General features: G+C 31.6%; 11 protein-coding genes and 1 pseudogene. 2 read left to right on the top strand and 10 right to left on the bottom strand.

All coding sequences use genetic code 11. The annotated features are described in order from the left end of the window. Window positions 1-276: 276 nt before the first annotated feature. From M2R48_RS05500 to M2R48_RS05480, 5 genes are all read right to left on the bottom strand, one after another. The gene (locus M2R48_RS05500) at window positions 277-462 is read right to left on the bottom strand and encodes a zf-HC2 domain-containing protein (RefSeq protein WP_004819735.1); all 186 of its coding nucleotides are present in this window, start codon (window positions 460-462) and stop codon (window positions 277-279) included. Further along, window positions 456-1,076, bottom strand: coding sequence for an RNA polymerase factor sigma-70 (locus M2R48_RS05495; RefSeq protein ID WP_004819732.1), 621 nt, complete (start codon window positions 1,074-1,076; stop codon window positions 456-458). Before M2R48_RS05495 ends, M2R48_RS05500 begins: the two co-directional genes overlap by 7 nt. Beyond that, window positions 1,073-1,831, bottom strand: a complete 759-nt coding sequence (locus M2R48_RS05490; protein ID WP_004819731.1) for a DUF2063 domain-containing protein — start codon at window positions 1,829-1,831, stop codon at window positions 1,073-1,075. The genes M2R48_RS05495 and M2R48_RS05490 overlap by 4 nt, the downstream gene beginning before the upstream one ends. Next, the gene (locus M2R48_RS05485; protein WP_004819728.1) at window positions 1,782-2,645 is read right to left on the bottom strand and encodes a DUF692 domain-containing protein; all 864 of its coding nucleotides are present in this window, start codon (window positions 2,643-2,645) and stop codon (window positions 1,782-1,784) included. Before M2R48_RS05485 ends, M2R48_RS05490 begins: the two co-directional genes overlap by 50 nt. Window positions 2,646-2,715: 70 nt before the next feature. Further along, complete coding sequence (locus tag M2R48_RS05480; RefSeq protein ID WP_004819727.1) at window positions 2,716-3,024, bottom strand: hypothetical protein; 309 nt, start codon at window positions 3,022-3,024, stop codon at window positions 2,716-2,718. Between the two features lie 158 nt (window positions 3,025-3,182). On the opposite strand from M2R48_RS05480, the gene M2R48_RS05475 reads away from it, so the two are divergent. Both M2R48_RS05475 and M2R48_RS05470 read left to right on the top strand, forming a co-directional pair. After that, complete coding sequence (locus M2R48_RS05475) at window positions 3,183-3,797, top strand: DoxX family protein (protein ID WP_034617837.1); 615 nt, start codon at window positions 3,183-3,185, stop codon at window positions 3,795-3,797. Between the two features lie 629 nt (window positions 3,798-4,426). Next, window positions 4,427-4,864: pseudogene (locus M2R48_RS05470) on the top strand (tyrosine-type recombinase/integrase); the annotation flags it as partial. A gap of 421 nt (window positions 4,865-5,285) precedes the next feature. On the opposite strand, the gene M2R48_RS05465 reads toward M2R48_RS05470, so the two are convergent. From M2R48_RS05465 to M2R48_RS05445, 5 genes are all read right to left on the bottom strand, one after another. Beyond that, complete coding sequence (locus tag M2R48_RS05465; RefSeq protein WP_262085343.1) at window positions 5,286-7,085, bottom strand: tetratricopeptide repeat protein; 1,800 nt, start codon at window positions 7,083-7,085, stop codon at window positions 5,286-5,288. A 47-nt stretch (window positions 7,086-7,132) separates the two neighbouring features. Then, the gene (locus tag M2R48_RS05460; protein ID WP_262085342.1) at window positions 7,133-9,850 is read right to left on the bottom strand and encodes a formylglycine-generating enzyme family protein; all 2,718 of its coding nucleotides are present in this window, start codon (window positions 9,848-9,850) and stop codon (window positions 7,133-7,135) included. A 29-nt stretch (window positions 9,851-9,879) separates the two neighbouring features. Continuing rightward, the gene (locus M2R48_RS05455; protein ID WP_262085340.1) at window positions 9,880-10,887 is read right to left on the bottom strand and encodes an AAA family ATPase; all 1,008 of its coding nucleotides are present in this window, start codon (window positions 10,885-10,887) and stop codon (window positions 9,880-9,882) included. Between the two features lie 4 nt (window positions 10,888-10,891). Further along, complete coding sequence (locus tag M2R48_RS05450; protein ID WP_262085338.1) at window positions 10,892-12,517, bottom strand: hypothetical protein; 1,626 nt, start codon at window positions 12,515-12,517, stop codon at window positions 10,892-10,894. 908 nt (window positions 12,518-13,425) lie between these two features. Further along, the gene (locus tag M2R48_RS05445) at window positions 13,426-16,119 is read right to left on the bottom strand and encodes a restriction endonuclease (protein ID WP_262085337.1); all 2,694 of its coding nucleotides are present in this window, start codon (window positions 16,117-16,119) and stop codon (window positions 13,426-13,428) included. Window positions 16,120-16,405 lie beyond the last annotated feature (286 nt).

The raw sequence follows: 16,405 nt of genomic DNA, 5'->3' as shown, positions 1-16,405 counted from the left end.
TGAATGGAGCTAGCAACATCAGTTTTTAGACCTTTTATATTCACTTTAATAAGATACCCTATAAGGCTGCGAACAAAACATCATGAACAAAAAACAATCAACTTGATATGATAAAATTATTAACTTAGCTGTAGATTCAAAGAATAAAACAAATTTTTAAACTGATGCTGATCATAAAAAAATAAATCAAATTTATGAAAGCTCGAAATAACGGCTTGTTTACCTTATTCACAGCACCTTGAGCGCAAGCAACTTTATATTAAAGAGTCTCGCTACCTACTTACCATCATCAATATTTTTAAATGCTTTAGAGAGCTGACTTAGTGTTTTAACTTGTTTTCCATAGCGGCGGCATGAACGGCAAAGCAATAAATGAATTTGTAAATTGCCCTGCTCTCGAAATTGAAGTGTTCGATCTAATCTTTCAGATAATAACTGGGTGGCTTGACGACAGGTTAACATGAGCAATCATCCTTCAATAACCATTTATTTTCTAAACATTCACGCAATCTTGTTCGACTTCTATACATGAGCACATTTAAATTAGTCACAGTCAGTCCTAGCTTTTCACAAATTTCATCTGAACTTAGTTCAATCATTTCTCTAAGCATGAAAACTTGTGCATATTTGGCTGGTAAATGATTCAAACAGGCATCAAAAATAATCCAAAAATCTTGTTGCTCCAATATTTCTTCTGGACTGGGCCATACTTGAGGTACTTCATATTTATTCCAATGCCCAGAAGCATCAAATAATGCATCTATACTTTGTTCACTGTCCTCATCATTAAACAATTCACTCATCGTCATTAAACGAGATTTTTGCCGAATTAAATCAAAAATCTTGTTTTTTAAAATCGCAAAAACCCACGTTTTAAAAGCTGCTCGGCCAGTAAAAGAATCAATATGTTGAAATGCGCTCATTAATGCTTCTTGAACAGCATCTTCAGCCTGCTGTAATGATGACAGTTGTAGAATTGCGAACTTCAGCATTTGTTGTCGTAACTCTATTACAAAGGCTGGATTTTGTAGTTGTTGTAATATTTCTTGATTCGCATTTTCAGGCTCTACGCTCATCCATTTTCCTCATCATTTGTATGGGGTAGATCTAACAATTTCAATCGAATTAATAGTACTTTTAACTCATCGATCTGGGTTTGAATCTGAACGCTAGAAAAATCAGGAAACGTCGCTTTTATTAAACTTCTAATATCTTGTTCAACTAACTCTTGTTGATTGAGTTGTTCAATCACCGCAGCGAATAAAACAGATAAGCTTTCTACGCAGATATTATCTTGATCATTTCGCCAAACCAATATAACACTAGGCATAGGCTCAACTTCAGCAATGATCGTGCTTGATGACCATTGGTAGACTGGATATTGATAAACGAGCACCCAGACTTGAGTATTTAACTGCCATTCACTCTGCCGAGTAAGGAGTTTTTTTTCAATTTGAAATGTATCTAGATAGAGTTCAAGCCATTCAAACTGTAATAGCTCAGCTAACCAGGGGTATTCATGTAAGCTGGGATGCTGACAATCTGTCAGATACTCTCTAAATTGTAGCGAAATATCATTATAAAACGGTGATTCACATTGCGCTTTTTGAAAAAACTCTGTTAATAACTTTTGCCACTGTATCGCAGGCAATATTGCACGAGTAATAGGAAAGACCAAGTCAATAAAAGAACAAACATTATTAAAAAGTAAATCTCGATAAATCTGCATTCGTTCCGCAGGAAGAGCTTTTGATAACTCAGATTGAGGAAAGCGAATCCAATTACAAAATTGCTGCTGCGTAGCTTGGAAAGATATTTGTGCTGTTTTCATCACTGCCCTCCTGCTGCTGAATTGTTTTAATTCTCGTCATTTCATCTTGTAACTCTTGCCATGACGGAATATTAAAATCACGCTCAAGTAATGTTGGTTTTACACCACACACTTGATAAGTATAATGTAATAATTGCCAGACGGAATCGCATACTTCAGTACCATGCGTATCAATCAATAGATTTTGTTCAACTTGTTCATGCCCAGCAATATGTATATAACGAATCCGTTCTTTTGGCATTGCTCGAATAAAGGCATACCCATCACTGCTATGGTTTATACTGTTTACATAGACGTTATTCACATCGAGTAATAACTCGCAGTCCGCCTGCTGAAGCACTTCAGATACAAAATCGGCCTCACTCATTTCAGCATTTGGCATCAAATAGGTTGAGACATTTTCGATCACCAGCCTTTTACCTAAAATATCTTGGACACGTAAAATACGTTCGGCTACATATTTAACTGCCGCCTCAGTCATTGGAATTGGCATCAAGTCGTATAAGTAGCCACGATCATGGGTATAACTTAAATGCTCGGAATAAATCGGGATATGATAATCTTCTAAAAACCCTTTAATTTTTTGAATAAATTCTAAATTGAGTGGATGTGGCCCACCAACGGATAAAGACAGCCCATGACAGATTAAAGGTGCTTTTTCTACACACCGAGCTAATAACTTTGCATGCCGACCACCAAAACCTATCCAATTTTCAGGCGCGATTTCAATAAAGTCTGGCACTTTTTTAGCACTTAGAAACTCATCAATAAAATCCCTTCTTAGCCCAAGCCCTACACCAGCCAAATTAACCATGGTGATACTCCAACTTTGGAAATGATGCCGTCTATGTGATTCATAGCGACATCATTCTTTAACTGATTGACTATTTACTACCACACTTGCCATCAGCAACTTTTTTATCAGCACCACATTTCGCATCCGTTGCTTTCTTCGTTGCACCACATTTACCATCTGCTACTTTTTTATCAGCACCACATTTTGCTTCAGCCGCTTTTTGTGATTTCGTCATTTTGTTCGATCCACACTTGGCTTCACCACATTTTGCATCACTGGCTTTCTTCGCATGGGTTTCTGTCGCATGCGTTGTTGGGGCTGCTGATACTTGAGTTACACCAGCTACAGATAAAGCTAGCAGTGCTGCAACTGATGTGATTGAGTTGAGTTTGTTCATTGTTCTATTCCTTTAAGATAATTTACCGTGTTGTACTCAGGTACATATAGTTAGACGACTTAAACTGCCATTTATTACAGTCCAAATTAAAAATTGTGTAAGAAACACAGTTATCACCCGACTAATTACTATTCAATCGCAGTCGGTGTGAAATTATCGTGAACAATTTTATTTATGCTTTATCAAAAAAATACCAAATATTTTGTAGTCTCATAAAACATGGTGATGGTATCGCAGCACTTACACTGAGACTTTATTTAGTCCCTATATTCTGGATGGCAGGTACAAACAAACTTGTGCATTTTCAACAAACAGTGGAATGGTTTGGTAATACAGATTGGGGCTTAGGTTTACCATTCCCGATGCTGTTAGCAACCCTTGCTACTTCAGTTGAAATTATAGGAGCAATTCTATTAGCCCTTGGTTTCTTGACCCGCTTAATTAGCATTCCACTCATTATCACCATGCTTGTTGCCATCGTTACAGTACATTTACCAAATGGATGGCAAGCAATTGCTGATTCCAATGCTCCATTTGCTAGTGCTCAAGTCCTCGCTTCAACTGAAAAGTTAGAAAAGGCGCGTCAAATCTTAGAAACGTGTGGAAATTATGATTGGTTAACCTCAAGTGGATCATTTGTCATCTTAAATAATGGTATTGAGTTTGCCGTAACCTACTTAGTCATGCTGTTAGCATTAATTGTGTTGGGCGGTGGGCGCTACCTAAGTCTAGATTATTGTGTGAAGCGTTTATTTTTAAAAGAAAAAGTGTAAAAAGAATTATAGCTAAATAATTAAGGTATCGAATATTGCTTTAATTTAACTCATCTCAAAACTTGCATTACTAAAGCAGCCTTACCATCTGATATTAAGCCATTTGATTAAGCCCAAATGAGACAAGCTATATGGAGATATTAAAATAAAAATAGAAGAAGCAATTTCAGTGATAAAAGTTCAGGAATTAGATTCAAAAAGTTAATTATAAAACAGAGAATTAAACTGGAGTCTAAATCTATCCAATCCATTCTAATTCTGCTCTATTCAATCCAAAATTTATATAGGAGACGTGAAATAAAATCAAAGCAAAAAAAAGACCCTTAACAATTTAAGGGTCTTTTTAAATATTTGGCGGAAGCGGTGCCAGTCAAATTTAAGACATAAATTACTAATATTTAATAATAAAAAATATTATACAAAATATTTTACTACTATTTTTACTACTTCATGTTTTCTTTGTTTCTAGTTGTTTCGACACTACATCCCATATATTTACACATCTTAGAGTTCGATTCCCGTTTTATAGAAAGCCTGTCTTTCGAACTCCTACTACAACAATAAGATGAAAATTAAAACCACTATACCGCGTCTTAACCAATATTAAAACGAAATGAATATATTAAAATATCAATACAGAGAAAGAACATCTTGTTTCACTTTCAGAACAGCAATTAAATCATTGGAGTCTATTCCCACAATATCACAAGGCTTCATCTTCCCTACATCTCGTGGTGATGGCATGCTTTCTGATATGTCTCTGACTGCATTAATCAACCGTATGCATGAGGAGCTATATAAAAAATGGCTTAGGCTATATTGATCCAAAACAAAATCGAGTGATTACCACACATGGTTTTCGTTTTACATTCCGTGACTGGGCTGCTGATAAGACAGATTATTCACGAGAGGTTTGCGAGCATGTACTCGCTCACAAACTACCCGATGAAGTTAAAGCTGCATATTTACGTGGGGCTTATCTTGAAAAACGTAGAGGTTTAATGAGTGATTGGGCTAAATACTGTCATATAAATATATTAAGATACAATAATCAAGAGAAAAATTAGATATTAAAAACTGGTCTTTGCACTATAACTAATTTCCTCTAAATACTTGAGATTATAAGCTTCTGATTACCGTTCAAATCATTCTAATTAGCATTAAAACTATAATATTTTATTTTAAAAGTTCAGTTACTTAAGATCATTAGTAACTCTTTAACAACCTATGAGAGTACATCAACAATAGTCAAATTTACTAACTTTCATCTCATTGGAAACAGATTTCAAAGTTAAAATTAACTCTAAATTTAATTTTCACTATGAAAATTTCAACATATATAAATTTTAATGTATATAGTAATTTCTTACAGCTCCAACAATTTTAATAAGCTAAACTGTAATACATTAACACAAATATAATCTATATAAAATCCCACCTAAAAAGTAAAATTAGATATCTATGAAACAACTATAATTTCTTCAATTTTTAAAACTCTTCTCTGATAAGAAAACGAAAACCCACCACATTACTATTTTTCAATTCTAATTGTTCTTTCTTTAAAAAAAATCTAGAATCCACGTATAACTCATCCTGAATAGAATTATTCCCTCCCCCTTTACCTACAAGATTGCTTAGACTTAGAGATTTATTGAGATTCCTACTACCGATTGTTTTAAAACATAATTCAATTACATTACCATGCATTTGCCATAGCCCCCATGGATTAGGTTTAAAAGATTTAACAGGTAATAACTTTTGAAATTTAGACTTAGTACTGAAATTAGCATTCTTTTCATTTATATCATCACCCCACCAAAATAATGTTTGTGTACCTGCTCGGCATGCATAAATCCATTCTTCTTCATTTGGGAGTTCAGCACAAGCATCTGTATCAAAACTAAAATGCTCAATTAATAATTGATTTAAGTTTTGAAAAAAATATCTCATGTCTAATACTTTATATTTATCTATTGGGATAAGATCATCTTCGGCTTTTAAATGACGCTTTTCCCACCCCATAACAATATTCCATAAGTTTCTAGTACAAACAGTATCGGCAAGCCAAAACCCTTTTCTATTAATATTTTTCTGGGTAAGTAATTCAGATTCTATATTCATTTTTTTTCCAAAAGATTTTATTATTACAGTATCTTTTCTAGGTATCCAACGCATGCGCTGTACTATACCAAAAATATTTAAATCAGCCCAAATTCCATACCAATCATCTCCCCACGCTTTTGCCCATGATGGTGGAAAAATATTAGGCATTAATTGTGAAAAGCTTAGATTCTCATTACTTAAATACTCACTTAAACTATTATTTTTTTCAATCAAAAAAAATGAAATCTCTTTATTCATTTTTTCAAAATAACTATTTTCATCATCAATCCGACCTTGAATTTTAAATAGCTGTATCAATCTTAAATAAATTTTTTTAACAATTCTAACCGTACCTAACTCTCTTCTAATAATTAAGGCTTTTTCATACCAATCTTTGGAATGTTCATATTTTAAATTTTCTTTACAAAGGTCTCCTATTTCAACATATATATCTGAAACCTTTCTAAAATCATTACAAATCTCATAAAAATCTAATGCTTTAAAATAAAATTTCCGAGAAGTTTCAAAATTATCTTTACTCCTTTCTATCAGACCCAATTGATAATAAATATCGGCAACTTCTTTGTTATCCTTAAGTCGCATATATAAATCTAAAGCTTTATTAAAAAAATCAATAGATTTATCTATTTCTTTAGATAAAAAACAAACTCTACCTAACTCTTTATTAAGAAATGCACTCTCTTCCTCACCAATATTATCAAGCAACAATCTTTCATACCAATGTTTAGCTTCGACAAAATTATCAAGTTTTTCTGATATCTTTGCTAATTTTATACTTGTAAAATATTCAATTTTTTCATTCTCTAGATAATGGAATTTCCTAACTATCTTCTCAAACCAAAATCTAGATTTTTCAAAATTATCATTTTTAAACTCAAGCTCAGCAAGCAAGTTAATAAAATTAAAAATTTCATTTTCATTATAATAACTTTCTGTTAAATCCAAACCTTTTAAATACCAGTTTTTTGCATCCAAATATTTTTTATTTTTTTGAGCTATTTGACCTAGTTTCTCATATATTACAATTAGTTTATTAGATTCATTATTAATAAAATCTTGCTCTAACACTTTCTTAAAACAAAAATCCGCATATTCATATTTTTTATTATAAAATGAATCGAGGCCAATATTAAAATATTCTTCATAGCTAAACTCATCAATCACAAACACCTCCCATCAAAATATAAACTTAAAATTAATAATGAAATAAGTTATTGTTTACATGTAAACAATAAACGAAAACCTATAAAAGACTCTTTATTTTCTTTTGGCGCATAACCTCTATAAAAAGAAGTTAAATTCTCCCCCCTATCATTCCATCCTCCTCCCCGGATAATTCGATGTGTCACCTTTTCATTATTTGATATTGGATCTACTCTAGGTATTGTTACATTTTTATATGGTGTATAACTTGTGTCTAAACACCACTCCCAAACATTCCCATGCATTTGCCAGAGTCCCCATGGATTTTGTTGATAATATTTAACAACTCTTGTTTCTCTTAAAAAACTACCTTTTTCACCAGATCTAAATGGCTTTTCTCCATCATAATTAGCATTTAAAATATTTAGATCATCGCCCCAAGAAAAATTAGTATTTGTCATTGCTCGACAGGCGTATTCCCATTCAGCTTCTGATGGTAAATTAAAGAAATTAGAAAATCCGAATATATTATTAATTTTCTCTAAAAAACCTTGTACTTCTATCCAAGTAACTGACTCAACGGGATTATTTTTATTATGATTGAACTTACTTGGGTTATATCCCATTACTAATCCCCATAACTCTTGTGTACATGCGGTATCTGCAAGCCAATAGCCTTCTGTAAGAATTACTTCATGAGATAAGTGTTCAATGTTATGGGGGCTTTCTAAAGCACCCATTAAAAAACGCCCAGGTGTTATCCATCTCATACGCTGAATGACATTTTCAATGTATAAATCAACGTAAATACCGTATGTATCAATACCATGTTTTGCTTCTAATTTCATACCATGGAAAGAAAAGTTATTTTTCGGAAAAATTATATTAAACTTCCATTCCTCAATATTTTTCAAACTTAACTTTCTTCCTACATACTCACCAAAAATAGGTAAAATAGCATAAGTTTCATCATTATTTTGGCCAGTTTCAATACCTAACCATTTTGGACTAATATTTCCAATATCGACAATCTCACCAGCACTTGTAGTTAAAGTTAATTTTTCAAATTTTTTATTATAATCAAATTTAATTTTATTTGATGTTATATTAACTACTTCGGTATCATTTTCTGATTCAAACCTTACCCACCTGCATGGGGATAACGTAACTATTAGTAATTCTGATGTTTTAATATCAGGTGAATATGACTGTAAGCACAAATAATTTTTATTTTTTATTATCCAACAAAAATTTAGTTGAATGTTATTTTCTGAATAATTTACATCAGACTCATCTATTCCCTTTGGTAATATTTCCTTCTTTAATCGCTCGTTATCGAGTGACCACATTAAAACTAACAATTCTTTATTTAAAATATTAAATTTATCATCTTTCATTATAATAGATAGAGTAGAGTTAACAAAAAAATTTAAATTACTATCACTCTTATTAATATGCATATCTTTTTTAAGCTTTTCAAACCACTCTTTTGCCATTACAATTAATGCTCTTTCCTCCTTACCCCTTGCTTCTGAAAAACTATGTGCTTCCCATAATAGTATTTCAGTCATTTCAATAGATTGAGGGAGAATTTTATGGTGTTTAGTTAATATCATTAAAATATTTCTTTGTATATTTATATCTAATTTTGAAAAATCTCTTCGTAATTTTGCAACCACTCCTGGAGTTATTATTGGACTAATACTAGTTGCCACTTCATTATCTTGCAAATAAATTGCTTCTAACTCAGGTAATGACATACTATATGGTAAGGCTAAACGCAAGGATCTTAACAAATTAAAGTCCATAACAACTGATATAGAAGCTAAAACCTTCAAATACTTAAGACCAAGGACTAATAAACTTTTATTTAAATCATACTCAACTGACTTTAACCTAACAATACTTTCATCAAATATTAAATGTTGATTTACCTGCCACTTATTACTAGTATATTTTTGGGGAGACAATAACGATATTATATTATTTTTAATATTCAAATGATAAAAATAAAGTTTCCATTCATTTTTAATATGTGGATAATTTTTTTCAATCAACTCACCACAATCACTAAAAACTAATACATTAGCACCAGAAGGATATGATGAAAAATTAAACGAAGATGATCCTAAAATATTATTAGGTGTCCCATCCACAAAACACCACTTTACTTCATAACCAACTATACGCTTAATAATTTCAAATGCTTCCATAATATCCTTTTGATAAGGTTTTAAATGCTTGGCTCTATCAATAATAATTACTACAGATTTCGAAACAGTCTTTTTTTTAATGTAATTAAACTTAGTAACACATTCGCCTAGACCTATTTTTTTAATTAATTTATCAATATCAATATCCGAATAATAATCTTTTTCTATAATTTTTTTTAATGCTGGCCACAACAAACCCTTATTACACATTGATTTCCAGAGAATTATATTTTCTGGAGAACTACATCTTGGTTCACAATCTTTTTCTAATAAAACTGAATTTTTTGATTCATTTTTATGGCTTAATTTATAATTATTTACAATATTAGGTTTTTTATGTTCCAACACACCATAAATTGGAGCCCTCAATTTTTCTATCGTAATATTATTTTTCTTCACCCTTTCTAAATCAAAATCTATAATTGGAGTATCCACATTAAAGTCAACTGAAAAATTAACTTGATTTTTAAACGTAAAACCCAAAAAATCAGCACATCTTTTATGCTGATTTTCATCAGCGGTTAGACTTATTATTTCTAATAAATCTGCCCACCCAACTTTTCCTTTTTTCATTTTAATCAGTTTAACCTTATCAACTATCTTTAATTTCTATTTTGACTTCTCTGCTTTAACTCATGTGGTACATCAATTACATGCTTTCTAAAAGAATATTGACTTAATTTTTCGATCCATTTCAACTGTATATCCGTATTATTTATATCAGGTTCCAATTTTTTAATTCCATAGAGTAAATCTAGTAATTCAGCTGCAGTTGGAGGAGCCAGATGATTCTGTTTAAACCCAATACGATCATTCTTTAAAAGATCAAGGGCCTTATCAATGACTTCCTTTTTAAAACTAGGACCATTAGGGCATTTATCACCAAAATGTGAATTAGCAATTAAATAAAGTGCTTCACTATATGCTTCATCATCTTCAGGTAAATTCATATCTAAAACAATACAGCGTCTAACAAAAGGATCTGGAAGTTTACGATCTTCATTTGTTGTAATGATAATAATAGGAAAAGCTTTATTTGTTTCTACATTAATCAACTCATGAGAAAAAGGATGATGAAAACTACGGCTACCAAATATCTCTAATAAGGAATTAGCAAGATCAGTATCAGCCTTATCAATTTCATCAATTAAAACAATATGACCTTTAGGCTCATTATCTAAACTTGAAGAATTTAAAGCTTTTTTTAGTGTCAATGAGTTTTTCCAATTTAATGCTTTCCATAGTACGCCTGGTCTCATATAATTTTCATAAGATGGGAGTTCTTGACCCGTTTTAAGCATTTGAGCATCAGCTAATCGATTCAGTGCATCATAATGATAAAATAGATCAGCAGCTTCAGTTCTTGCATTAATTACTTGTATATGAAGCATCCATTCTAAAACTGTAGCTGCAGCACTTGCTAATTGTGTTTTACCTGTACCAGGCTCCCCTCTTACTAATAAGGGTCTTTCTGTGGCTAGTGCCAAAGTTATCGCATCTATCTCTCGTTGTGACCAATGATGATATGTTGGAATATTATCTTTAAAAACACTAGTAATATCTCCGTCCTTGACTAGATTAGTAAATTCAATTGCTATTTTTTCACTCATAATATTATCCTACCGACTGATCACGCTTATCGATTGTATATGCTCCTATAGCAACTTCAATCACATACTTTAGGAACGATGTTGCTTTATTAGCAGCTAACTTTTGATTTTGCTCTTTACTATCTTCTCCTTCTTTATTTTTGTCTTCTCCCCAATCACAAATTGCTTTAACAATTAACCAATCACATTTATGCTCATTTGCAGCTAAAACAATACCCCGTCCCTCCATCTCTCCACCAATAGCTTCAGGATAACGGTTCAACCATTCTTGTTTCACTTTAGAATTATCTATCAAAGTAGGCCTACTTAACATTTCACCCATATGAATCTTTAACTGATCTTTCCCATTCCTTTTCCATTCAACATGTGCAGCTTTTATATTTTGCCAAATATTTTTATCTATCTTATTTACTTCTCCTCTGGAGATTATTTGATTTGGTCCAATTTTCTCATGTGCTGCATCAATAAGAGTTTTAGATATTAAAATGTCACCTATATTCATTTTACTAGAATCCGCTCCCCAAGCAATTCCAACTCCTATCAATAGTATAGGATTTAAATTTTTAATAGCATGGTTACTTCCTTCAGCTGCTCCATGATCACCCATATCAGTAAGTGTATGAAATACTCTACACCCATTAATTTCCCCTAGATCCCAATATGTACGCCCCCTAATATTTATGGAACCTAATACATTAAATTCATTATGGACTGCCTCTGTTTCATTATCATTGACAGTTAACAATACAATATCGGCACTTAATTTATTATTACTCAAGGTAGACTCCTCTTGCTGTGGAAAAACAATTCTAACAATCCGTAACATTGAATCTGTTGCCCCAACAATAGATTCATCACTACGATGCCATTCTATGACTTGTATACCAAATATTTGAAAAATTTTTTCTTTATATTTAGTTAATAAATTAAAAACCTCTTTATCATGAATCGGGTCAACAAAATAAACCAATGGAGCACCCAACTCTGTATGGATCACTTCTAAGATTTCATTAATCATATCTTCATCTATATCTTCAAATTTATTGCGGGATATATCCGCCTTCATTTGATTAATGAATTTATTATGAAGATTCCTAGAACAATAATCACCTAGACAGTCGATATATTCTTGTGCTACTAAATATAAAGAACGCTTCACAACCACCCAACCTTGATCTGTATTCTTTTTTACGTAAGGAATAAAAGTTTGAGGAAGAGGTGCTGCAATTGAAGTCTGACCTGAGGCTATATCATTACCTTTAAAAACTACTTTTAAAATTTTTGCAGCAGAGGCTCTTAAAGCTGCAAATGCTAAATTTATGCCATTAATTTTTATTTTTTGAGCAGTTTTAAATTCACTTATTAGGAACCTCTCATACAATACTAATCCAGAATAAACTAGCATCCTCTTTGCTTCTAGAGGTAGATTTTCAAGTTTTGCACTAGGAATATGACTTAAATTAGCTCTAAATATAGTAATATTTTTTGTTTTTACTATATCATTAATAAATTTTTCTTTTGATTCTTCATATTTAGCACTGAATTCTGTATTAGCAAAGTACTTTTCCCAATATAAATTCACTAATCTAACAAACTCTTGTTCAAAAAATGTTTGATTATCTTGTTCCACAAAGCCCTCAACTATTAATTTTAAAACCCCAAGTATTATCTTTTGTACTGTTAATAAGATGATATGCAAAAACAGTCGATTTAAGTAAGTAAAATATTGACTTAAGATTTAGGCTTTTTCTATTGACTATGACCTGTCTCATAATACCACCACAGCTATAAGTAGGTCAGAATACTAAAATTTATGTAACATGTAAATTGATCATTAAATCAATATGATGTGGAAATTAGTAATGCTAAACTTTAATCTTGTTTATTCTTTTATGTCAAGTAATAACCTTCAAAAAGTTTCAAATTATTTCACTTGGTACAACTGATAAATAACCCGTACTTTCATTCTCGATTTTGCCGTATCCAACCACTCTTGATTATCCCCAATTTCAACATTTATATAGACTCAATCTAAATACAGTAGCTCCATCACTAGTCCCAATTCTCTGTTTTCGAAATTTTAGCGATTGCTGATAATTTATCTATTTCGTGTTGGCAAGTCGTCTCGCTACAGGTGTTTTGGTCTTTCGTAGCCGTTTGTTGGGGCGGTCTCATTGAGGAAATAAGGCTGTAGCGGTAGATGTTTTAAAGTGTTTTGAATTTGAGTATTGCTATTCGTTGCAAATATTCCTGTATGATAAAATCGTAAAAGCTGAATTTGAGCATAAAAAAAGCCACATCTGGAGAATGTGGCGAGAGCTTGAGTAACGGTATAGTGAAGCAAGGCTATTTTTTTATTTTTCACATATTGCAACTTTGATACTGTAACTTGTTAAATATTTTTATTATTGACTTAACATAAACTCAACTAAAAATTCCTCAAAAGATTTAAGCCCTAGATATAAATAAGAAATTTATGGATAAAAATCAGAAATTGAACGAAACCGATGTTCTTAATTTTCTTGTTATTCAAAATTTCTATTCATTTTTCATCTCATAGGTTTTAATCCATTTAGCCCAGCTATTTAGCTTATTACCTGAATGCTGCGTTGTAACATCCGTCCATTTCAGATCATATTTTTCTTTCAATAGAATACCTAAATTTTGCCCTGATAATTTGTCAGTTGAATACAAATCTTTTATTTCCAATATAGCTTGTATACTAAATTCTGAACTAGCCTTAGCATAAAGAATTGAATCAAAATCATCGATCTCTATCACCCGATCATTATCTACCAACTCAAACTTTCTCAAAATCTCTACTGTTTTATTTGTCTTACTATCATTCGGCAACTGTTGAAGACTTTTACCTACTATCTCACTATAAATTGAAATAAACAATTGAGGTGAAATTCTAGGAACAAAGAAATTAGAAGTACGTCTTCTATTCATAACGGAAGTTTTTGAACTGCCTAGATCTCGGTAAATCCATGTATTCGGTTCTGTTGTTGGTTGTAAAAAACCCGTTAATTCTAACCAACGTATAAGTCTAATAGCATATAATCGCCAAGTTTTATCAGCGTACTTATTCTCTGAATATGTTTCTTTCATTAAATCAATAATACTAGTAATTGTTAAAAAAGTTCCGCTAGGTAAATCTTTCAAATGTAAGGTAATAATATGTTTTTTAAATTTTTCTCTAATTATATTCAGTAGATTTTCTTGAGTATTTCCATCCTCTAATAAATCTTCAGATAGAACATATTGAGAGTTTTCTCGTGTAGCTAATCCAAAAAGTAAAATATCAGTTCCGACATTTTGAATTGTACCTTCAGAAAAATTTGTCTTTTCTTGTAAAGAATGAATAGTTACAGGTGACTTAGATAAATATTTCACAACATTCCAAATTGTTGAAAAATCATGTGATGGTAAATATCTAAGAGCGATAATTGGAACATTTCCTGTCAGAACAAATTCTCGGAAAATATCCCAATAGAGATTTAGCCTATTGCCACTTTTAACAATTAATCTTTTATGTAATAAACTTTGAACTATCTCATCAGTACAAATTTCAATAGTTTCTATCAAGTCTACAGGTGCTTTTGTTGCAACAAATCTTAGTGCTTTTTGTTCAGATATACTTAGTTCACTTAAATCATCCGAAAATAAACTAGCGATATCTAATTTATTTTCTAACAAATCTTCCTGTTTAGCACCTTGTTCTAATTTGTCATATAAATGGATGCATAATTTTTTTAATAGCCACGGATACCCTTGACTTGATACTGTTAAATTATGTTTTAAATCACCATCTAATTTTTGACCAATCACATCCTCAAACTTACTAATCACAGTATGAGATTCTCTATCAGAGAATGGGCTTAATTTCCTTACCATACGGTATTCGGAAAGTTTATGCCAGAAAAAATATGCAGGATTTTCCGTATGTGTAGTACTATCTGTCTTCCATGCAAAGCCAATACAAAAATTAAATTGTAAACTAGTAGCATCCATTAACATATTAGAAGTATTAGTAAATAGATCAGATAGATCTGGTTTACTAAACAATTCTTCAAACTGATCAAATACTAAGACTATTATTTGATTAGCCTTATCCACACTTTCTAAATATTCAGTAATCGACTCCGAATCTAACGGATGACTAGCATTTGTAATCAAAATATTAATTTCAGGATCACCAAATCCCTTTTTTTGAGCATTCTTTAACGTTTTAAGCAATGCAGCATAAATATATTCTGATGATTTAGCAGCTCGAACATCTACAGCACATATATAAACTTTGTGCTTTTGATGTCTATTTTCTGCTTTCTCAAGCAATTTTATGATTAATGAGCTTTTGCCTAACCCTGAATTTCCTGTAATAGCAAAACAACGTCTAGTTGTTTCCTTTTCTTTAATTTTTTTAAAAAAATCAAAGATATCATTAATATCTTTAGTTCTCCCTACAAAGTCTTCAGGTCTAGCAGGACGATAGTCGTTCCAATCATCACCTTTTTGGACTTCAACAACTTCAATTAGGCTCTCTTCTAAACTTAACTTTTTCTCCTTCTTTGTTAATAATATTATTTTCGAGAAATCTAATTTTGATAAGCTTGAGTCCGTCGAAGCAATATTATCTAAAAGAGCTTGGTCATCAACTAAACTTAAGGATTTAGCATGATAGCAAACTACTTTAGAAGGCATTCCTCCCTCCAGAATTGTAACAGCCCAGAACTTACCATAAGGTGTGATTAGTAAACTCCATTCTCCTATATTCTCTTCAGGCAAATATTGTATTAATTGTGCTTGAGGAGGAGGATTTATAATTTTTGAAGCTAATAGAGAATCAATAATTTTTCTAGGTGTATAAATGACTAACTTTCCAGCTAAGCCTTTTGATGCTAATTCATCCTCAATCCCTTTAGCTTCTTTACCCAATTCACTAGTACTAATTAACCAACCTTCTGAATATCCTTGTAAGACGATAGTACCCATTAGTTGCCTAATAATAGGAGCATCAATTTTCCCGTCTCGATAAGCTTTACATTCAACATAGATTGTTCTGTCCGCAACATTATGTTTACATAGCAAATCTAACTCCATTCCAGTCTTTTTAACTTCTTCTTCTACTTTGAAGTTTTGAATCTCAAGCATTTCTCTACTTAAAGTTTCTAGTAAATCCCCTCTCTCTTTAGTTGTGGCAGAACTTGGCACACATATTTCAATTTTCATCAAGAAATCTCTAATAGTATTTTTAAACAATTGAATTAAGTATAAAAAAAAAATCTTCTAATGTCTAAATTACGATCAATTTTTCTTTTAACATTTACGTAAAGAACAATCGGTAAACAGGTGCTTGGATTATCAACTTCAAGGTGTTTTTTCCAGAACCTTGGCACACCAATTGCTGTGATTAGATATCGTTCAAAAAATGGTTACAACTTTTCAAACTAGCCCATGAGCCACTTGGATTTTATCGTTATAAGGGTAAACTGAGAATCAAAAAGCTTTTTAGAGT

Origin of the sequence: Acinetobacter sp. I-MWF, from assembly GCF_025433935.1 — a bacterium.
Classification (GTDB): domain Bacteria; phylum Pseudomonadota; class Gammaproteobacteria; order Pseudomonadales; family Moraxellaceae; genus Acinetobacter; species Acinetobacter guillouiae.
Note: the sequence above shows the minus strand (reverse complement) of the source record. Positions and strands in the feature narration are given on the sequence as shown.